Origin of the sequence: Streptomyces capoamus (assembly GCF_014654935.1) — a bacterium.
In the GTDB taxonomy this organism is placed as follows: domain Bacteria; phylum Actinomycetota; class Actinomycetes; order Streptomycetales; family Streptomycetaceae; genus Streptomyces; species Streptomyces capoamus.
On the sequence record NZ_BNBF01000013.1, the window covers coordinates 194164 to 213733 of the forward strand.

Below are 19570 nucleotides of genomic sequence, written 5' to 3' on the forward strand. Positions count from 1 at the left end.
CGGAGCCACCGGCCGTTCCCGCTCAGCGCACGCGCAGCGGCACGCTCCGGTAGGCGCAATAGGGGAAGCGGAAGCCGCCCCCGCTCGGCTGCCAGTCCTCCGGCCCGGCGGGTTCGATCTCCCCGAACCGTTCGAGGAGCCGGCCGAACACCGCGGTGCCCTCCACCCGGGCCAGCATGGCGCCCAGGCAGTGGTGGACGCCGCCGCCGAAGCTGAGGTGGGGATTGGGACGCCGGCCCACGTCCAGCCGGTCGGGGGCGGTGAAGCAGCGCTCGTCGTGGTTGGCGGACGCCAGCAGCAGCACCACGACCCGGCCCCGGCGCAGGGTGCGCCCGCCCACCTCGACGGGCTCCAGGGTGATCCGGGTCGTGGTGTGGATGGGGGCGTCCCAGCGCAGGAACTCCTCCAGCGCGGCCGGCAGCAGCGAAGGGTCGGCGCGCAGCCGGGCCTGCTCACCCGGGTGGCGGGCCAGGGCCGCGCAGCCGGTGGCGATCAGGTTGGTCGTCGTCTCGAAACCGGCGTAGTAGACGAACAGCGCGTTGTCGACCGCCTCCTCCTCGCTCAGCCGCCAGTCGCCCTCGCGTGCCGTGGCGATGGCGGTGAGCAGGTCGTCGCCCGGCGCGGCCCGGCGCCGGCGCAGCAGGCCGCGGAAGTAGTCGCGCAGCCAGACGACCGCGGCGTGGGCGGCTGCCCGTTCCGCCTCCGGGATGAACACGGCGAACGCCTTGGAGACGTCGATCGACCGTTCCATGACGGCCGCGCGGTCCTCCACGGGGATGCCGAGCAGGGTGCTCATCACCAGCACCGGCAGCGGCTGGGCGAGGTCCCGGACCGCGTCGAGGGCGCCGTCCGTCACGGCCCGTTCCAGCAGGTGGTCCGTCATGGCCGTGATGGGCTCCGCCAGGGAGCGCACCAGGGGCGGGTTGAGGGCGCGGGTCAGCAGCCGGCGCAGCCGGGTGTGTTCCTCGGGGTCCCGGTCGATGACGATGCGGCGCAGGAAGTCCACCGCGGGTCCCGGCCCCACCGAAAGCTTCTGGAACTCCTCGGGGAACTCCCTGCCCAGCCTCCGGTCGCGCAGCAGGGCCGAGACCTCCGCGTGGCGGGTGACGACCCACTGGGCGGGGCCGCCCCGGCACAGCGGTCCTCGGGCACGCAGTTCCCGGTACACCGGGTACGGATCGCGCAGGAACTCGGGATCGTCCAGGACGAACCTGGGAAGTCGTGCGTCCATCGCCTCGGTCACAGGCCAGAGGATGCCTGGCGCACCGTGTATTACCGCGTTTCCTGAAAGGAATGTGACAGAGCATTGCCCGGCCCCGGGAATGTTGTTCCCGGCCGTCCCTGGCCCGTCGATTGCGATGGTAAGGTGCGCGGGCTGGAGTCAATGCTTCGGACTGGGGGAGTGGAATGTCTTCCGATCTGCCGTTGAAATTCGATTCCAGGGCTCCCGCGGTGTTGCAGGACCCTTATCCGGTCTACCGCGAGCTGCGTGAATCCGGGGGTTTGAGCAGAGGTGGTCCCGGTCAATGGGTGGTGAGCCGGTACGACGATGTGGCGCCCTTGCTGCGTGATCGCCGGCTCAGTCACGAATATCCCGAGGAGTATCACGAGTTCAGTACCGGGGAAGGGCCCGCCCAGAGTTTTTTCCAGCGGATCCTCCTGGACCGCGACGCACCGGACCACACCCGGCTGCGCCGGCTGATGGCCCAGGCGTTCAGCCCGCGCCTGCTCCAGCGGATGCACGGCTACATCGAGCGGCGGGTCGACGAACTCCTCAGGCCCGCGCTGGACCGGGGCACCTTCGACGCGGTCACGGAACTGGCCTTCCCGCTGCCGGTGTCCGTCGTGTGCGAGCTGGTCGGCATCCCGCCCGTCGACCGGGACCTCGTGCGGCCGTACGCCATCGACCTCGCCAAGGCGTTCGCGCTGTACGTCCCCGAGGAGGACCGGGCGGCGGCCCACCGGGCGGTGGCGTGGCTGCGCGAGTACATCGGCGCGCTGCTGCGCGAGCGCCGGGCCTCGCTCGGCGACGACCTGCTCTCCCGGATGATCGTGGCCGAGGACTCCGAGCGGCCCGGTGACCGGCTCACCGCCGAGGAGATCGTGGACAACACGGTCTTCCTGTTCTTCGCCGGGTTCGAGACCACCACCAACCTCATCGCCACCGGCGTCGCGGCGCTGCTCGGCCACCCCGGTGAGGCCGCCCGGCTGCGGCGCGAACCGGGGCTGCTGCCGGCCGCGGTGGAGGAGTTCCTGCGGTTCGACGCGCCGATCCAGGCCACCGCCCGGCTGGTGCGCGAACCGGTGGAGGTCTGCGGGCGGACGGTGCGGGCCGGCCGGGTGCTGGTGCTCCTGCTGGGCTCGGCCAACCACGACGAGCGCCGGTTCGCGGACCCGGAGCGCCTCGATGTCGGCCGTACGCCCAATCCCCACCTCAGCTTCGGCGGTGGCAGCCACCACTGCCTGGGTGCGCATCTGGCCAGGATCGAGGGCCAGGCGGCGATCGGCTGGCTGCTGCGGCACGCGCCGGTGCTCGAGGCGGCCGACGAGGTGGTGCGCAGGCCGAGCGTGACCTTTCGCACCTTCCGGAGTGTGCCGGTCGCGCTGGGGTGATCCGTGTCGGACCGCATGTGGGCACGACCGAAACACAACTGACAGATTTGGCCGTCCGGGAGGGGGCCGGATCGTAGATTGGCCCAGGGAGTTCTCACCGGAGAGACTGCGTGACCAGCCGCCGTGTGTCTCGTCCGGAGTCCCCGGCAGGCTTGCTCGCCGACCGTTCGTCCATGCGGGGGAGGTCCCTGTGCGTGTGTCGCGCGCCGCGATGTGGCGGAAATCCCCGCAGACGTGCCGTCGCCGGCCCCGGGGTGAGCGCGGGAGCGGGAAAAGTCATTCGCATTTAAATTACCTCGGGATGTGGCGCGTACTCGCCGTCGATCCCGGAGCAGACGTCCCGCGGTGACGGACGACGTTTGACGGAATCGTTTCTTCCGTCGCTATCGGCAGTACGGTTGTGCGTGACCAGCTTGTATACGGCGGTGCCGGTCGGTGCCGCTTGCCTTCAGGTGGCAATGGACACACGGGTCCCGTGTCTGATGCGGCAATTGGCGCGTGGAGGGAGCGCGTAATTGGCACGTGAAGAAGTCCGGCTCCTGCGATGGCCGGCACAGCGGGAATTGCGTGACCGATGTAGGTCCGAGGGGCTGCCCCGGATACTGGTGGTGGAGGCGGGAGCGGCGGCCCCCATATGCGAGGACGTGTGCGAGGACTGGGTGCGGGCGCCGATCCCCGCGAACGACCTGCAGGCCAGGGTGGACGCCCTGAGCCGTCGTTACCACATGAACCGGTTACCGTGCCTGGACGAGAGCGGCGTCCTCCATTTCTGCTCCCGCTTCGTGAGCGTCTCGCCCACGCAGTCGGAACTACTGGAACTGTTCGTGGCGCGTTACCGCGAGGTGGTGCCCCGTGAAGCCCTCCGATTCCGGCTCGGACAGGTCAGCGGCTCGCGCACCCGCAACGCCCTGGATCTGCACATGATGCGGATCCGCGACAGGATCCAGCCCCTGGGACTCTCCATCCGGACCGTGTGGGGCCGCGGTTACGTGCTGGAGGCACAGCCGGATCTGCCCTGACCCCCGCCGGCCGCGGTACGGCCCGGACGGCATCCGGGGGCGACCACCACACAGGCCACGAGCAGTCCCGCCGCCGCGTGCCACCTGCCGTGCAGCACACCGCCGCCCGGCGGCGCGCACCGGTGCTGCGGTCCGTGGCCGTCCGGTGGCGCGTACCCGTCCGGCAGCCGGATCGTGCAGCGGCCCGTCGTCGGGTCCGTCGGGCGTGCGGTGATCTCCTCGACGCTCAGACCGCGCAACGGCGGCGGCTGTCCCCACGAGACGGGCCACGCCTTGTAGGCCGCCTCCCGGGCGCTGAACAGCAGCCGGTCCGCCGGCAGCCCGGGCAGACGCAGGCGCAGCGCGGCGACCAGGGCGTCCTCCCGTGGCGTCAGCAGCCGGGTCCGTACCCGCGCGGGCAGCGGCGCGGCCGGCTCGGCGTCCAGGCCGAGCCCCCGCGCGTCGCGGGACCGGCACACCGCCGCCGCCCGGAAGCCGGCGCAGTGGGTGATCGAGCCCACCACTCCCGGGGGCCACACCGGTGCGCCGCGCGGGCCGCGGGGCACCGCCGGGGACGCCCCGCACAGCGCGGCCAGCGCCCGGTGCGCGCACCAGCGGCCCGCGGCGAACTCGGCGCGGCGCCGCGGCCCCGCGCCCTCACCCGGCGTCTCCGCCGCGTGCAGTTCGTCCGGCGGCGCGTCGGCGCCGCGGGCCGCGCCGCACGCCCAGGGCGGCAGCACGGCCCGCAGGAGGGCGTCCTCAGTGCCCGTCACGCGCCCGCAGCGCCTTCTTGTCGACCTTGCCCACGGGTGTCTTCGGGAAGGCGTCCACCAGCTCCAGCCGGTCCGGGAGCTTGAAGGCGGCCAGCCCGCGCTCGGTGAGGTACGCCTTCAGCCGCGCCAGCCGCGGCTGCTCCCCGTCCGGCGACGACGGCACCACGAACGCGCACACCCGCTCGCCGAGCCGCTCGTCCGGGAGTCCCACCACGGCGACGTCCCGCACCGCGGGGTGGGTCAGCAGGTGGCTCTCCACCTCCTCCGCGGACACCTTGTCGCCGCCCCGGTGGATGATGTCCTTCACCCGCCCGGACACCACCACGTTGCCCTCTTCGGTCAGCCGCACCAGATCGCCGGTGCGGAAGAACCCGTCCGGGGTGAAGGCGCGGGCGTTGTGCTCGGGCGCCCGGTAGTACCCGCGGATCGTGTACGGCCCGCGCGCCAGCAGCTCTCCCACCTCACCCGGCGCGACCTCCCGTCCCGCGCCGTCCACCACCCTGATCTCGTCCGCCGGGCTGAGCGGACGCCCCTCCGTGGTGAGGACCACGTCCTCGGGGTCGTCCAGCCGGGTGTGCGTGAGCAGTCCCTCCCCGATGCCGTACCACTGCGTGAGCCGGCACCCCAGGACGGCCGTCACCCGACGGGCCACCTCCGGCTGGAACTTCGAGCTGCCGACCTGCAGCAGCAGCCCCGACAGATCGGCCTTGGCCACCTCGGGGTCCGCCAGCCACATCATCACCAGGGGCGGTACCAGCGTGGTCAGCGTGACCCCCTCGCGCAGCAGCAGCGGCAGGGCCTCCTCCGGGCTGGGGTTGGGGGCCAGCACGGCCTTGCCGCCGGTGAAGAGCGTGCCCAGCACCCCGGGGCAGCCGAGCGCCGCGTTGTGGGCCACCGGAGTGGCTGCGAGGTACGCCCCGTCCCGGTCCATGCCGAGGGCCTCGGCGCAGGCCAGCGCGTTGTAGGCGTAGTCGTCGTGGGTGCGCGGGATCAGCTTCGGCAGCCCCGTCGTCCCGCCGGACAGCAGCAGCAGCGCCACCTGTGAGGCGTCGGCCGGCGGCAGGTCCCGCGCCTCGGCGCGCACCTCGTCGAGCGGGGTGAACTCCGCCGCGTCGCCCGCCACCAGGACATGGCGCAGCGAGGGCGCCGCCGTCAGCACCTCACGGGCCAGGACACGGTGGTCGAACCCCTGGAAGCGGTCCGGCACGACGTAGGCGACGGCGTCCGTGTGCCGGCACAGATGGACGATCTCGTTGCGCCGGTGCCCGGGCAGCGCCATCACGGGCACGGCGCCCAGCCGGAACAGCGCGAAGCTCAGCATCACGAAGGGCGCCTGGTTGGGCAGGTGCACGATCACCCGGTCCCCGGGCCGGATCCCGAGGCCGTACAGACCGGCGGCCGTCTCGTCGACCCGGGCCAGCAGCCGGCCGAACGTCAGCCGCAGTCCGCCCGCGACCACGGCGGTCCGCTCCCGGTGCTCGTGCGCGGCGGACCGCAGCAGGTCGTACAGGGTCCGGCCCCGCCAGTAGCCCTCCGCGCGGTAGCGCTCGGCGAACTCGGCGGGCCACGGTACAAAGCCCTCCAGCATGGGACACCTCCGTCTGGACACGCGCCCGGCGCGGGGGACCGCCACGGACCGGCGCGGGGGAGGGTCCAGCATCCCGTGCGGTGCGTGCCCGGCGGGGAGCGGTGAAAGACACCCAACAGCATCGTCCGGGCCCCTCCGCACCGCCCCTACGCTCGCCGGTGTCCACGGCGCATCGGAGGTGAACCGGCCGTGTCCGCTGCCACGTTGCTCAGCTGGCTGGAGGCGCCCAGCACCCGGACCGGCGTCAACTTCGGCACCGCCGCGGGGGACTGGCACCGCCTCCCCTACGCCGCGCTGGCCCGGGCGAGCCGCACCACGGCCCGCTCGCTCGTCCGGTCCGGCGTGCGCGCCGGCGACACCGTCGCCCTGGTGCTGCCCTCCTCGCCCGCCTTCGTCGCCGCGTTCTTCGGCACCCTGCTGGCCGGGGCCACCCCGGCACCGCTGGCACCGCCGGTGGCCGGCGCGCTCACGGCGGCCGGTTACGACGACCGTATGTCCGCCCTGCTCACCGCGGCCCGCCCCCGGCTCGTGATCGCCGAACGCCCGCCCGCGTGCCCCCTTCCGCCCGGCGTGGCGCTGCGGCTCGCCGCGGCCCTGCTCGACGGCGACGACGGCGCGGAGGACACCGCCCCGGACCGGGCGCCGGCCGCGCTGGGGCTGGTCCAGTTCACCTCCGGCTCCGGCGGCCGGGCCCGCGGTGTCGCCCTCGACGCGGCCGCGCTGGCCGGTCATGTCGGCGTCATCCGTGACTGGCTGGGGGCCGGTCCGGGCACCGTATGGGCCAGCTGGCTGCCCGTCCACCACGACATGGGACTCGTCGGCTGCCTGCTCGGCGCGGTGCTCGCCCAGGACGAGCTGTGGCTGATGCCGCCCGAGGCCTTCGTCCGCAGACCACTGGAGTACCTGCGCTGCTTCGGCCTGCGCGGCGCCGCCGTCAGCGCCACCCCCGCCTTCGGCCTCGACCACATCGTGCGCAGGGTCCGTCCCGCGGACCTGGCCGGCCTGGACTTCTCCGGCTGGCACTCCCTGGTGGTCGGCGCCGAGCGCATCCCGCCCGCCACCCTGCGCGGCTTCCACCGGCTGCTCGGCCCGCACGGGCTCCGCCGCGGGGCGCTGCTGCCCGCCTACGGACTGGCGGAGGCGTCGCTGGCCGTCACCGGAGTGCGGCACGGGCAGCAGTGGACCGAGGAGAAGTCGGTCGTCGGCTGCGGCGGCCCGCTGCCCGGCACCACCGTGCGGATCGTCGGCGACGACGGCCGGACCCTGCCGGACCGCACGGTCGGGGAGATCGCCGTACGCGGACCGCAGGTCGCCCTCGGCCACCTCGGCGGTGATCCGCGGGACACCCGGATCACGGGGGGCGAACTGCGCACCGGTGACGCCGGGTTCCTCGCCGACGGACAGCTGTTCGTGCACGGCCGGATCGGGGACGGCCTCAAGGTGCGCGGCCGCTGGATCTTCGCGGAGGACGTGGAGCAGACGCTCCGCGACGCCGGACTGCTGCCCCCGCGCGCCACCGTGGTGCTCGGCCAGGACGCCACCGGCCCCGTCACCGCGCTGGTCGCCGAGGACGGCGGTGCCCCGCCGGACCCGGCCGCCGACGACGCCGTACGCCGCCTGCTGCGCCGTACGGTCCCCGGCGCCGACGCCCTCGTGCTGCGGACCGGGCGGGGCGCCCTCGCCCGCACCCCGAGCGGCAAGCCGAGGCGCCGCGCCATCTGGCACACCCTCGTCCAGCCCGCGGCCGACCACCCACAGCCCTAGGAGAGACATGGCCTACACCGAGAGCGGCGTCCGCGCGACCATCCTGGGCATCATCCGCCAACTCGCCCCGGACGCCGAGGGGTTCCCCAGCGAGGGGCCCGCCCACCTGGTCAACGACCTCGGGTACCACTCCCTGGCCCTGCTGGAACTGGCCTTCGCCATCGAGGACGACTTCGACCTGCCGCCCATCGACGAGGAGGCGGGCCGGAAGATCGCCACCTCCGACGACGTGATCGCCTACGTGGTCGGCCAACTGCGCCAGCAGAACGAGCTGGTGGCCGGCTGAACGGCGGGGCCGGCCACCCCTCGAAAGACACCTGAAAGGAGACCGGGGCGCGGGTACGCGCGTCGCTACGTTCGAAACGCTTCGTGCGCGGGTGGGACCTGCGCATCTCCGGCGTGAAGAGAGGGGCCTTCCCGTGTCCGACGCCGTGATCTCCATCGAACGGCTGTGCAAACGCTTCGGGCCGACGACAGCCGTCGACGACGTGTCGTTCTCCGTCGCCGCCGGTTCCGTCGTCGGACTGCTGGGACCCAACGGAGCCGGCAAGACCACGCTCATCAACTGCCTGACCACCCTGCTCACCCCCGACGGCGGCACCGCCACCGTGGCCGGACGCGACCTGCGGGCCGACCCGCACGGCGTGCGCGCGTCCCTCGCGGTCACCGGACAGTTCGCCGCCGTCGACGAGACCCTCACCGGACGCGAGAACCTGGTCTTCTTCGCCCGGCTGCTCGGCCTGTCCAAGCCCCGGGCCGCCGCGCGCGCCGGTGAACTGCTGGACCGGTTCGGGCTGGCGGAGAGCGCCGACCGGCCCGTGGGGCAGTACTCGGGCGGTATGCGGCGCAAGCTCGACCTGGCCGTCGGACTGGTCGTCCCGCGGCCCGTCCTGATTCTGGACGAGCCGACCACGGGCCTCGACCCGCGCAGCCGCGAGACCCTGTGGGAGGCCGTGCGCGCGCTCGCCGCCGACGGGATGGCGATCCTGCTCACCACCCAGTACCTGGACGAGGCCGACGCGCTCGCCGACCGGATCGTCGTCATCGACCACGGCCGGGTCATCGCCCAGGGCACCGCGCGCGAGCTGAAGCAGCAGACCGGCGGCTCGGTCTGCGAGGTGGTCCTGGCCGACGCCGCCGTACGCGCCCGCGCCGCCGAACTCCTCGCCGCCTCGACGACGGTCAGCGTCCGTGAGGACTCCCTCGTCGTTCCCGTGTCCGGCACGGACGACCTCGGCGGCGTCCTCGCCGTGCTGAAGGGCGGCGGGATCCGCGCCGACGACGTCGCCGTGCACCCGCCCACCCTGAACGACGTCTTCTTCGCCCTGACCGCCGACCACGCGCACCCCGCCGACCGAGCCCACCCCGCCGGCCACTCGGCCCCGGAGGCGCGCGCATGACCACCGCCCCCGCCCCCGTCTCCCCGCCAGGACTCGTGCACGACGTGCGGGTGCTCGCCGAACGCGACTTCCGCCGCTCCTTCGGCAGGGGCGCGCTCGTCGGCACCGTGGTGCAGCCCCTGCTGTTCTTCGGCATCTTCTACGCCGCCTTCAGCCGCATGCTGCACGCCAAGGGCATCGACTACGGCCGTTTCGTCACCCCGACACTCGTCGTGCAGGCCCTGATGTTCGTCGCGATCGCCTCCGCCATGTCCCTGGCCACCGACCGCGGCAGCGGCCTGTTCAACCGGCTGCGCACCATGCCCATCGCCGGCTCCTCCCTGGGCACCGCCCGGCTGCTGGTCGTGGCCGCCGAGGCGCTGACCTCCACCGTGGTGGTCAGCCTGGTCGCGCACCTGGCCGGATTCCGGTTCCGCGCCGGGGCCGCAGCGGCGGTCGGCTTCCTCCTGGTCGCCGTCGCCTTCACCGTCGCCCTGGCCGCCGTCACCGCCACCCTGGGACTGAGCCTGCGCAACCAGGAGGCCCTGGCCGCCGCGCTCTACCTCCCCTACCTGCCGCTGCTGGTGGTCTCCACGGGCTTCGTGCCCGCCGCGCTCTTCCCGCACTGGCTCCAGCCCGTGGTGCGCAACTCCCCGGTGTCCGCGGTGATCGACGCGCTGCGCGCGCTGTCCGGCGGCGACCCCAGTGCCGGACGGATCGTGCCGGCCGTGCTCTGGTGCGCGGGACTGACCCTGTTCTTCGGCTGGACCACCGCACGCGCCTTCCGGAAGGTGACCCAGTGACCGCGACCAGCACCGCGCCCGCGCCGGCCCCGGCGCCCGGACTGTGGGCCCAGTCCGCGCTCATCGGCGGCCGGACGCTGAAGCACTTCGTGCGCAGCCCGATGATGCTGCTGTCCACGTTCGGCTTCCCGCTGCTGCAGCTGTTCATGCTGCTGGCCACGTTCAAGATCATCGTGCACGACACCCTCGGGGAGAGCTACGTCGTCCGCCTCGCCCCGCTGGTCATCCTCATCACCAGCTTCTCGGCGATCGGCTCCAGCGCCATCGCCTTCTGGGTGGACATCCGCAGCGGCGTCTTCAACCGGCTGCGCGTGATGCCGGTCCACGCGCTGTCCATGCTGCTCGGGCGCATGCTGGGCGACCTGGTCCGCATCCTCGGCATCGCCGTACTGGTCGCCCTGATCGCCCAGCTGCCCGGCTTCCGGTTCCGCCAGGGCGTGGCCGCCGCCGCCGGCTTCTTCGTGCTCGTCGCGCTGTTCGGGCTGATGTGCACCTCCCTCGCGGTGGTCGCGGCGCTGTCCGCGCCCTATCCGCCGGTCATCATGCGCTGGGTGCAGATGCCCACCCTCGCCCTGACGATGCTCTCGACCGGCTACATGCCCCGCGAAGCCTTCCCCTCCGCGATCCGCCCGGTGATCGCGGCCAACCCGGTCTCCACCGCCGTCGAGGCGCTGGTCGGGCTGTCCCGCGGCGGGCCCCTGCTGGTGCCCGTGCTCGCCACCGTCGCCTGGACGGTGGGGGTGAGCGCACTGTGCGCCTGGGTGACGGCGCGCAGGTTCCGCGGCTTCGTCGCCGGCTGACGCCCCCCTGGAGACCGGGGAGTTCCCACCACCCCGTGGCGCGGTCCACGCGGTCCACGCGGTCCACCCAGAACGAGGAGTCCGCCATGCCTGAAGAGAACGTGCCCCCCGCGCCCGCGGAGCGGCGCGCCCTGATCGCCGGCTGCGGCATCACGGGGCCGGTGCTCGCCCTGTTCCTGATCCGCTGCGGCTACACCCCGGTGCTGTACGAGGCCCGGCCCGAACCCGACGACCACGCCGGTTCCTTCCTCAACTTAGGGCCCAACGGACGCAGCGTCCTGCAGACCCTCGGCATCGCCGACACCGTACTCGCCCACGGGGCCGCGACCACCCGGCTCGTCTTCGCCAACCACAAGGGCCGCACCATCGGCAGCAACCCCGAACACACCACCTGCGTGAAACGCGGCCTGCTCAACAGGGCGCTGCGCGAATGCGCCGAACAGGCCGGCGTACGCGTCGAGTTCGGCAAGCGCCTCGCCGACGTCAAGACCGGCCGGCCGGGCGAGGTCACGGCCGTCTTCACCGACGGCGACACCGCCGACGGGCACCTCCTCGTCGGTGCCGACGGCATCAACTCCGCCACCCGCGCCGCCGTGTTCCCCGACGCCCCCGCACCGAGCTTCACCCAGGGCATCGGCTCCGGCGGCTTCGCCCGCACCCACGCGGTCGGAGAACCCGACGGCACCTTCCGCATGCTGTTCGGCCTGCGCGGCTTCTTCGGCTACCAGGTCCTGCCGGGCGGCGAGGTCTACTGGTTCGAGAACCACACCGTGCCCCGCGAACCCGCCCTCGGCTGGGCCGCCTCGATCACCGACGACCAGTGGCGCGAACAACTGGTACGCCGCCACGCCGGCGACCACCGGGTGGTCGCCGGGATCCTGCGGGCCACCGAGGGACCCGTCGGCCGGTGGCCGCTGTACGACCTGCCGTCCATACCCGCCTGGCACCGCGGCGACGTGGCCCTCGTCGGCGACGCCGCGCACGCCATCTCGCCGCACCTGGGCCAGGGCGCGGCACTCGGCATGGAGGACGCCGTCGTCCTCGCCGCATGCCTGCGCGACCTGCCCGACACCCGCTCCGCCTTCGCCGCCTACGAGGCGCTGCGCCGCCCACGGGTGGAGGGCCTGATCCGGCAGGCGCGCCGCACCGGCGGGCAGATGACCCCCGCCGGGCCGGTGGGCCGAGCCCTGCGCGACCTGATGCTGCCGCTGTTCCTGAGACTGGGCCTGAAGAACGCCGAGACCGTCTACGGCTACCGCTTCGACTGGTCCGCGCCGGTCACCGCGGCGGGCCGGTGACCTGCCGTGGCCCGCATCCTGGTGATCGGTGCCGGACTGGCCGGAACGGCCACCGCGCTCTTCTGCGCCCGGCGCGGCCACCACGTCACGCTGCTCGAAGCCGGCCCCCCGCCCCCGTCGGGGGCCGCTGACGACGACTGGCACGGCTGGCGGCGCCGCGAGGTGCCGCACGCCCGCCAGGGCCACGCGTTCCTCGGCCTGTCCACCCGCGTCCTGCGCGAGGAACTGCCCGAGCTGCCGGCCGCCCTCGCCTCCCGGGGCGCCCACGTCACCCCGCTGGAGAGCGGCTCCGAGGACGCCGCCGTGCTCAGCCGCCGCCTGGTCTACGAAGCGGTGGTGCGCCGCGCCGCGACGGCCGAACCGGGGATCACCCCGGTCACCGGGGCCGCGGTGACCGGCCTGCTGACCGGGCGCGAGGCCGCGGGCCCCACCCGCGTGACGGGCGTACGCACCCGGGACGGCGCCGAGCACACCGGCGACCTCGTCGTGGACGCGTCCGGCCGCCGCTCGCGGCTCGCCCGCTGGCTGGCCGAGGCGGGCCTCGGCACGCCCCGCGAGACGTCCCAGCCCTGCGGCTTCTTCTACCTCACCCGGCACCACCGGCTGCGCCCCGGCCGCACGTTCCCGTCCACCACCGTCCCCCTCGTCACCGAGCTCGACTACGGGACCGCACTGGTCTTCCCCGGCGACAACGACACCTTCCAGCTCTCCGCCACCGTGGCCGTCGACGACCCCCTGAAGCACCGGTTGCGCGACCCGGAGATCTTCACCCGCTTCCTGCGGTCCGTGCCCGCCACGGCCGAATGGCTGGAGGCCGGTGTGCCGCTGGACGACCCCGCGCCCATGGGCCGGCTGGAGAACCGCCGCCGCACCCTGCTCGACGCGGCGGGCAGACCGGTGGCCGCCGGCCTCGTCATGGTCGGTGACGCCGCCCTCCAGACCAACCCCACCTTCGGCCGCGGGGTGTCCCTGGCCTTCGTCCACGCCCGGCAGCTCGCCCGGACCGCGGAGCGCGCGGCGGCCGACCCGGCGGCCTACACCGCGCAGTTCGAGCGGTGGACGGACGACACCCTCGGCGTGTGGTTCGAGATCCAGCGGGCCACCGACCGCGCGCGCCTCGCCCAGCTGCGGGCCGGCCTGCGCGGCGAGCACGCACCGCCCGCCGACGACCTGCCCAACCGGTTCGTCAGGGCGATGGCCGTGCTCCGCGACGACGACGCGGAGATCCGCCGCGCGTCGCTGCGGATGTACCACATGCTCATGACCCCGCAGGACCTGATGCGCGACCGGACCGTGTCCCGGCGCATCCTCGCCTTCCTGCGGGACCACCCGATGCCCGAGACCCGCGCCGAGGGCCCGGACCGGGCCGCTTTCGAGGCCCTGGTCACCGGTTCCGCCCCCGCATCGGTGCTCCCCTCCGCCGCCCTCCCGGCGACCGGACCCGGCCGCCGGACCCGCACCTGACGAAGGACGACAGCGTGGACATCACCCTGAAGACGGGCGTGACCCTCAACTACGACATCTTCGGCGGTCCCGACGACCCGCCGGTCCTCCTGGTCGCCGGACAGCACCAGGCCAACCTGTTCCACCAGACCCAGGTGCCCTTCCTCACCAAGCGCGGCCACCGCGTCATCACCTTCGACCACCGGGGGGTGCCGCCGTCCGAGGAGACCCCGCCGCCCTACACCATGGAGGGCCTGGCCGAGGACACCGCCGCCCTCATCGAGGAGCTGGGCATCGGACCGTGCGCGATCGTGGGCTACTCCCTGGGCGCCACCGTCATCCTGGAACTCGCCGCGGCCCGCCCCGAACTGCTCACCCGCGCCGTACTGGTGGGCGTGCCGTGGAAGCCGAGCGCGCTGCACCGGGCGATCCGCGAGGACGCGCTGGAACGGCTGCGTTCGGGCGCGGTGATGCCGCCGGTGACCGAGGGGATCTACCGGGCGATGTACCTGTTCGGTCCGCGGGCACTGAACCGGGACGCCTTCATCGGACCGTACCTCGAAGGGCTGCGCGGCCTCGCCGCGTCCGGCGGGCACGGCGCCCTCGGCCACGCGGAGGCGTCGGCGGCCTACGACCCCGATCCGCGGCGGATCGCCTCCATCACCGTGCCCTGCCTCGTCGTCGGCATGGAGCACGACATCATGTCCCCCTACCCGATGGCCCGCGAACTGGCCGGGCTCATACCGGACTGCGAGTACCGGGAGATCAAGAACAGCGGGCACGCCGCGCTGCTGGAGAAGCCGACCGAGGTGAACCGGCTGCTGGCCGAGTATCTGGACGCGGGCGCCCCCGCCGCGCCGGAGAGCTGAACGCCGTCGGCCGGAGCGCGCCGCCCGCGGGGCGCGCCCCGGCCGACGGCATGCCCGCCGGGGGCCGACGCGGCGAAGTGCGGGGCGGCGGGTCAGCGCAGGTGGTACAGCCGGTGGAAGGTGTGCCGCACCGGCAGGATCCGCACCTCGCGGAAACCCGCGGCCCGCGCGTAGGCCCGGACCGTACCGGGCCGCATGACCGTGCCCGTGGCCGCCGAGTCCGCGTCCGTCCGGCCCACCGGCAGGCAGTGCAGCACGCTGACCGCGTACTGGTAGCGCTCGGTCTCCGGGGCCGGCGCCCGGAAGCGCTCGCCCACGTTGGGCTCCATCAGCAGCACGCTGCCGCCGTCCGCGAGGAGGGCCCGGCACGCGGCCAGGACCCGGACCGGCCGAGCCATGTCGTGCAGCGCGTCGAAGACGCACACCAGGTCGAACCGGCCGGCCAGCGCGGGATCCGCCGCGTCCCGCACGGCGAAGTCGACCCGCTCGTCCAGCCCGGCCCGCCGGGCGTGCTGCCGGGCGTCCGCCACCGACGCCTCGTCGAGGTCCAGCCCGTGCACCCGGGCGCGCGGGTACGCCTGCGCCAGGGCGATCGAGGACCAGCCGGTGCCGCAGGCGACGTCCGCGATACGGCCCCCGTCGGCGGACAGCGACGCGTGCACCTCCGGGAGGGTCGCCGCGATCCAGCCGGCGAGCTGGTGCCGGAACACCGACTTGTTCAGGCCCTCCTGGCCACCGCGCAGTTGACTGCCGTACGCGGAGTACGGCACCCCCTGCCCGGTGCGGAAGGCGTCCGCCAGCCGGGGCAGCACGGCGGACAGACCGCCGACGGGCAGCACCACCAGCGGAGCGATCGAGTACGGGCTGTCCGGGTCGGTGAGGGCCTCGGCGTGCCCGGCGGGCAGGGTGAACACACGGCGGGCGGCGTCCGGTTCGCCCTCGTCCGTGGTCAGGATCCCGGCCGCCGCCTGCTGTTCCAGCCACTCGCGCGCGTAGCGCGCATCGACGCCGGCGCGCCGCGCCAGATCCTCCGCGGTCGCCGGACCCTTGGCGAGTTCCTCGTACAGTCCCAGTCGCAGGCCCAGGTAGGCGGTCATCAGCTCGGCAGCCCCCAGCCCGGCCGTGAACAGCCGTACCGACAGCGCCCGCGCCGATCCCGCCGTGTCCTGCGCGTCCGTGGTCATTGCCGCATCCCTTCGGTCGACAGCCGCAAACGCCTCACCCGGACCGGCCGGGCGGCCGGCGGGACAGCCGGCGCGGCACCGTCCCGTAGCGGAGCAGGTCCAGGTCCGCGAGCCCCTGCCGCACGTGCGGCGACATCAGCCCGATGTGCACCAGCGAGGACACCACCCGGGCGAACACCGTCTGCCGGTACATCACCATCGCCGGGTCCGTGGCGGCGTACGCGAGCCCCGCCGACCGGTCCACGGCCAGCCGTTCCCAGAGGTCGCCGAGCAGGAAGCGCCGCCGCATCAAGGCGGCGGCCTCCAGCACCAGTTCCTCCCGCTCCGCCAGCTCCCGGCCGGACAGCTCCCGGTACACCTCCTCCAGGGACACCACGCCCAGGGACACGTGCCGGGCCTCGTCGCGGGCCACCAGCGCCGTGATGCGCCGGATCAGCGGATCGTGGAAGGTGGAGCCGGCCAGCCGGAACGCGGCCATCGCCAGCGCCTCCACCATGATCTGCATGCCGAGCGCCGTCACGTCCCACCGGGAGTCGCGCAGCACGTCCTCCAGCAGGGAGCGCAGATCCGCGTTGACCGGGTACGGCTCGGGGACGTTCTCGCGCAGGTACCGCGCGAACACCTCGACGTGCCGGGCCTCGTCGGTCACCTGCGTCGCCGCGCACAGCTTCGCCTCCACCGTCGGCAGGGACTCCACCAGGCGGGCGGCCACCGCGAGCGCGGCCTGCTCCCCGTGCAGGAACTGGCTCACCAGCCACGCCTGCAACTCCCAGCGGAACGCGTCCCACATCGCACGGCCCCGCCCGGCCATCGGCGACGCCTCGAAGGACGCCCGGGCGAGGCCGGAGCCGTCGGGCAGGGGAGCCCCGAAGGGCACCGGCACCGACCAGTCGATGTCGCGTTCGGCGTCCCACTGGCCGGCGCGGGCGCGATCGGTGAGGGTGCGCAGCCGGCCCGTGCTCGTCGAGTAGTCCCAGGACAGCCGGGTGTGCACCCGGGCCTGGACGTCCAGGTCCCGCATGCCGCCGAGGCTAACCACGGGCACCGGCCGGCGGGGTAAATCTTTCAATGCCGCCAAACATCTTTCAGTGAAAGCCCGGGCCGCTTCCGGCCGCCGGTAGCTTGACCGCGTGGCCAGCCCAGACGAGCGAATGCCCGAAGCGCGAGAAGCGCGAGAAGAACGAGAGATCGATCCTTCCGCGGGACAACGACTGCTGTGGTTCCTGGACCGTTACCGAGGGCACGACGGCGCCCTGAACTGCCCCATGATGTGCCGCATTCGCGGACCGCTGGAAACAGAAGTGCTCCGCCGGTGCCTGGAGACGGTGGTTTCCCGGCACGAATCCCTGAGAACGGTGTTCCGCGGCGGCGGACGCCACCTGCGCGGGATCGTCCGCGCGTCCGCACCCGTCGACCTGGACCTGCGGCGGCTCGACGGTTCCCCCGACCCTGAGCGGGCCCTGCGGGAGGCCGTCGCCGAGGAACTCGCCACCCGGATCGATCCGGTCAGGTCCGGCTTCCGCACCACCCTGTGGCGGGTCGCGGACGACGACCACGTGCTGTGCCTCAACATGCACCACCTCGTCACCGACTCCTGGTCGTGCGGCGTCGTCTTCCAGGACCTGTGCGCCCTGCTCGGCGAGGCCGGCGGCGACGGCGACGGCACACCGGCGCCCGGCATGCCCTTCAGCGAGTTCGCCGCATGGCAGCGGGCCGCCCTGGACGGCGGCGCGCTGCGCGCACAGCAGGAGTACTGGCAGCAGCGCCTGGCCGGACTCACCCTGGCCCCGCTGCCCGTCCGGGACGTGCCGGGGGAGCGGAGCACCGCGCTGGTCCGGCGGGAACTGGACCGGGCCACGGTGGACGGCCTGCGCGAGGCCGCCCGGGCCGGCGGGAGCACCCTGTTCTCGCTGCTGCTGACCCTCTACTACGGCGTCCTGCACCGGGCCACCGGGCGCACCGACCTGGCCGTCGCCTCCCTGTACGCCAACCGGACGCGGCCCGAACTGCGCAGGACGGTCGGCTTCCTGGCCAACATGGTCGTGCTGCGCACCCGGTTCGACCCCGCGGCAGGCGTCCTCGACGCCCTGCGCGCCACGCACGCCACCGTCACCGGTGCCTTCCTCAACCAGGGCGTCCCGTACCAGCTGTTGCCGCTGCGCGAGGCGCAGAGCCAGGGGGCCAGGGCCGACGACATCGTCTTCCAGATGCTCGCCGAACCGGTCTACAGCACCACCGCGGGCGGCCTCGCCTTGGAAGTCCTGGTACCCGACGGTGTGGGCAGCCGATTCGAACTCGAATTGGTCCTCGTCCCGCACGGCGAGGGATTCCACGTCCTCCTCTTCTACAACGAGGGACGGCTCGACGAGAAATTCGCCACGGAATTGGCCGAGCGTTACGTCACGGCCGCCGAACGCGTCTCCCGGGACACCGGCCTGTCCTTCGGCCGGGTCTGCTGAACACCGCGGGAAACCAGGGGATCATCATGCGAATAACGCTCGACACGATGCGCGGGGACGTCGCCGACCTCCTCGACGAACCGCCCGGAGCCATCGGCGACCACGACGACCTGACGGCCCTGGGACTCGACTCCATGGCCATCATGACCCTCGCCGCCCGGTGGCGCGGGGAAGGCGCCGAGGTCCGCTTCGGCGACCTGGTGGAGCGGCCCCGGCTCGCGGAGTGGTGGGCGCTGGTCGCGCGCGGCCCCGGCACCGCCGCCGACGGGACGCAGTCCGCCACGGGCGACGACGGCCGGCCCCCGGCCCCGCCCGAGGAGTCCGCCGCGTTCCCGCTCGCGCCCATGCAGCACGCCTACTGGGTGGGCCGCGCCGACGGCCAGGTGCTCGGCGGGGTCGGCGGCCACTTCTACTTCGAGTTCGACGGCCCGGCCCTCGACGCGGACCGGCTGGACACGGCGCTGCGCGCGCTCACTTCGCGGCACGCCATGTTCCGCGCCCGCTTCCTGCCCGACGGCACCCAGCGGATCACCGGCACGCCCACCGGCCTGACCGGCGTGCACGACCTGCGCTCCGCGGGCGCCGAGGCAGCCGCCGCCGAACTGGAACGGCTGCGCGCCCGCCTGTCCCACCAGCGGCTGGACGCCGCCGCCGGCCCCCTGCTCGACGTCCGCCTCACCCTGCTGCCCGACGGCACCAGCCGGCTGCACCTCGACGTCGACATGCTGGTGTGCGACGCGATGAGCTTCCGCATCGCCCTCGCCGACCTCGCCCGGCACTACGCGGACCCCGGCCGGCGGCCCGATCCGCTCGGCTACAGCTACCCGCGCTACCTCGCGGACCGGGCCGCCCGGCCGCCCGCCCACCTGGAACGGGACCGCGCCTACTGGGCCGGCCGGCTGCCCACGCTGCCCTCCGGGCCCGAACTCCCCCTGGCCGGGCCTCCGGAGCGGCTGCACCGGCCCCGCACCGGCCGCCGTACCCTGTGGCTCACCCCCGAACAGCGCGCACGGCTCACCGGCCGCGCCCGGACCCACGGCCTCAGCCCCGCCATGGTGCTGGCCGGCTGCTACGCCGAGGTCCTGGCCACCTGGAGCGCCCAGAAGCGCTTCCTGCTCAACCTGCCGCTGTTCGACCGGGAACCGGTCCACCCGGACGTCCCCGCGCTCGTCGGTGACTTCACCAACCTGCTGCTGCTCGCCGTGGACGCCACCCGCGAGGAGTCCTTCGCCGACCGGGCCCGCCGCCTCCACGCCGAGTTCCGCGCCGCCGCCGCGCACAGCGCCTGCCCCGGCACCGACGTACTGCGCGACCTGGCCCGCGCCCGTCCCGGCGCCGCGGTGGCCCCGGTCGTCTTCACCTCGGCGCTCAGCATGGGGGAGCTGTTCGGGCCCGAGGTACGGCGGGTGCTCGGCGAACCGGTCTGGCTCAGCTCCCAGACACCGCAGGTCTGGATGGACCTCCAGGCGGTCGAGGAGGACGGCGGGATCAGGATCATCTGGGAGGCCGTGGAGGACCTGTTCCCGGCGGGCCTCCTCGACGACATGGCCGGTGCCCTCACCAGGCTCCTCGACCACCTCACCGGGCCGGATGCCGACT

At 73.8% G+C, this 19570-nt stretch carries 17 protein-coding genes; 12 read left to right on the forward strand and 5 right to left on the reverse strand.

Features of this window, described 5'->3' with window-relative positions; all coding sequences use genetic code 11:
- Positions 1-22 precede the first annotated feature (22 nt).
- On the reverse strand, positions 23-1243 hold the full coding sequence (locus tag IE312_RS21535) for a cytochrome P450 (RefSeq protein ID WP_229900251.1): 1221 nt from the start codon (positions 1241-1243) through the stop codon (positions 23-25).
- 308 nt (positions 1244-1551) lie between these two features.
- Between IE312_RS21535 and IE312_RS21540 the strand changes: the two genes are divergently transcribed.
- Both IE312_RS21540 and IE312_RS21545 read left to right on the forward strand, forming a co-directional pair.
- The gene (locus IE312_RS21540; RefSeq protein WP_229900265.1) at positions 1552-2613 is read left to right on the forward strand and encodes a cytochrome P450; all 1062 of its coding nucleotides are present in this window, start codon (positions 1552-1554) and stop codon (positions 2611-2613) included.
- 725 nt (positions 2614-3338) lie between these two features.
- Positions 3339-3632 carry a helix-turn-helix domain-containing protein gene (locus IE312_RS21545; protein WP_229900252.1) on the forward strand — a complete coding sequence of 98 codons (294 nt, stop codon included), beginning with the start codon at positions 3339-3341 and terminating at the stop codon, positions 3630-3632.
- Here IE312_RS21545 and IE312_RS21550 read toward each other — a convergent pair.
- Together IE312_RS21550 and IE312_RS21555 are read right to left on the reverse strand one after the other, a co-directional pair.
- Entirely contained in the window at positions 3599-4384 is a 786-nt protein-coding gene (locus tag IE312_RS21550; protein ID WP_229900253.1) for a 4'-phosphopantetheinyl transferase family protein, read from the reverse strand. The genes IE312_RS21545 and IE312_RS21550 overlap by 34 nt on opposite strands.
- Entirely contained in the window at positions 4371-5972 is a 1602-nt protein-coding gene (locus IE312_RS21555; protein ID WP_189983984.1) for a (2,3-dihydroxybenzoyl)adenylate synthase, read from the reverse strand. Before IE312_RS21555 ends, IE312_RS21550 begins: the two co-directional genes overlap by 14 nt.
- A gap of 189 nt (positions 5973-6161) precedes the next feature.
- On the opposite strand from IE312_RS21555, the gene IE312_RS21560 reads away from it, so the two are divergent.
- The 8 genes from IE312_RS21560 (at position 6162) to IE312_RS21595 (ending at position 14328) form a co-directional block, all read left to right on the forward strand.
- Positions 6162-7736: an AMP-binding protein gene (locus IE312_RS21560; protein WP_189983985.1), complete on the forward strand. Its 1575-nt coding sequence runs from the start codon at positions 6162-6164 to the stop codon at positions 7734-7736.
- A 7-nt stretch (positions 7737-7743) separates the two neighbouring features.
- Positions 7744-8022: an acyl carrier protein gene (locus IE312_RS21565; protein ID WP_189983986.1), complete on the forward strand. Its 279-nt coding sequence runs from the start codon at positions 7744-7746 to the stop codon at positions 8020-8022.
- 133 nt (positions 8023-8155) lie between these two features.
- A complete protein-coding gene (locus IE312_RS21570) occupies positions 8156-9136 on the forward strand; it encodes an ATP-binding cassette domain-containing protein (protein ID WP_189983987.1) in 981 nt (326 codons plus the stop codon).
- A complete protein-coding gene (locus IE312_RS21575; RefSeq protein WP_189983988.1) occupies positions 9133-9918 on the forward strand; it encodes an ABC transporter permease in 786 nt (261 codons plus the stop codon). Before IE312_RS21570 ends, IE312_RS21575 begins: the two co-directional genes overlap by 4 nt.
- Positions 9915-10718: an ABC transporter permease gene (locus tag IE312_RS21580; protein WP_229900254.1), complete on the forward strand. Its 804-nt coding sequence runs from the start codon at positions 9915-9917 to the stop codon at positions 10716-10718. The genes IE312_RS21575 and IE312_RS21580 overlap by 4 nt, the downstream gene beginning before the upstream one ends.
- Positions 10719-10804: 86 nt before the next feature.
- The gene (locus tag IE312_RS21585; RefSeq protein ID WP_189983989.1) at positions 10805-12016 is read left to right on the forward strand and encodes an FAD-dependent oxidoreductase; all 1212 of its coding nucleotides are present in this window, start codon (positions 10805-10807) and stop codon (positions 12014-12016) included.
- A gap of 6 nt (positions 12017-12022) precedes the next feature.
- Entirely contained in the window at positions 12023-13480 is a 1458-nt protein-coding gene (locus tag IE312_RS21590) for an NAD(P)/FAD-dependent oxidoreductase (RefSeq protein WP_189983990.1), read from the forward strand.
- 14 nt (positions 13481-13494) lie between these two features.
- Positions 13495-14328: an alpha/beta fold hydrolase gene (locus IE312_RS21595; RefSeq protein WP_189983991.1), complete on the forward strand. Its 834-nt coding sequence runs from the start codon at positions 13495-13497 to the stop codon at positions 14326-14328.
- A 92-nt stretch (positions 14329-14420) separates the two neighbouring features.
- Here IE312_RS21595 and IE312_RS21600 read toward each other — a convergent pair whose 3' ends face one another.
- On the reverse strand, positions 14421-15512 hold the full coding sequence (locus IE312_RS21600; protein WP_189983992.1) for a class I SAM-dependent methyltransferase: 1092 nt from the start codon (positions 15510-15512) through the stop codon (positions 14421-14423).
- Positions 15513-15546: 34 nt separating this feature from the next.
- Positions 15547-16533, reverse strand: coding sequence for a diiron oxygenase (locus IE312_RS21605; RefSeq protein ID WP_189983993.1), 987 nt, complete (start codon positions 16531-16533; stop codon positions 15547-15549).
- 130 nt (positions 16534-16663) lie between these two features.
- Here IE312_RS21605 and IE312_RS21610 point away from each other — a divergent pair, with 130 nt between their 5' ends.
- Positions 16664-17971, forward strand: a complete 1308-nt coding sequence (locus IE312_RS21610) for a condensation domain-containing protein (RefSeq protein WP_229900266.1) — start codon at positions 16664-16666, stop codon at positions 17969-17971.
- A 26-nt stretch (positions 17972-17997) separates the two neighbouring features.
- Positions 17998-19570 (forward strand): condensation domain-containing protein (locus IE312_RS21615; protein WP_229900255.1); only part of this gene is annotated, 1573 nt, incomplete at its 3' end.

Coding starts and splice junctions, on each gene's coding strand:
- IE312_RS21545 (WP_229900252.1), top strand. CDS start 3,339: ATGAACCGGTTACCGTGCCTGGACGAGAGCGGCGTCCTCCATTTCTGC.
- IE312_RS21555 (WP_189983984.1), bottom strand. CDS start 5,972: ATGCTGGAGGGCTTTGTACCGTGGCCCGCCGAGTTCGCCGAGCGCTAC.
- IE312_RS21565 (WP_189983986.1), top strand. CDS start 7,744: ATGGCCTACACCGAGAGCGGCGTCCGCGCGACCATCCTGGGCATCATC.
- IE312_RS21575 (WP_189983988.1), top strand. CDS start 9,133: ATGACCACCGCCCCCGCCCCCGTCTCCCCGCCAGGACTCGTGCACGAC.
- IE312_RS21585 (WP_189983989.1), top strand. CDS start 10,805: ATGCCTGAAGAGAACGTGCCCCCCGCGCCCGCGGAGCGGCGCGCCCTG.
- IE312_RS21600 (WP_189983992.1), bottom strand. CDS start 15,512: ATGACCACGGACGCGCAGGACACGGCGGGATCGGCGCGGGCGCTGTCG.
- IE312_RS21605 (WP_189983993.1), bottom strand. CDS start 16,533: ATGCGGGACCTGGACGTCCAGGCCCGGGTGCACACCCGGCTGTCCTGG.
- IE312_RS21610 (WP_229900266.1), top strand. CDS start 16,664: ATGCCCGAAGCGCGAGAAGCGCGAGAAGAACGAGAGATCGATCCTTCC.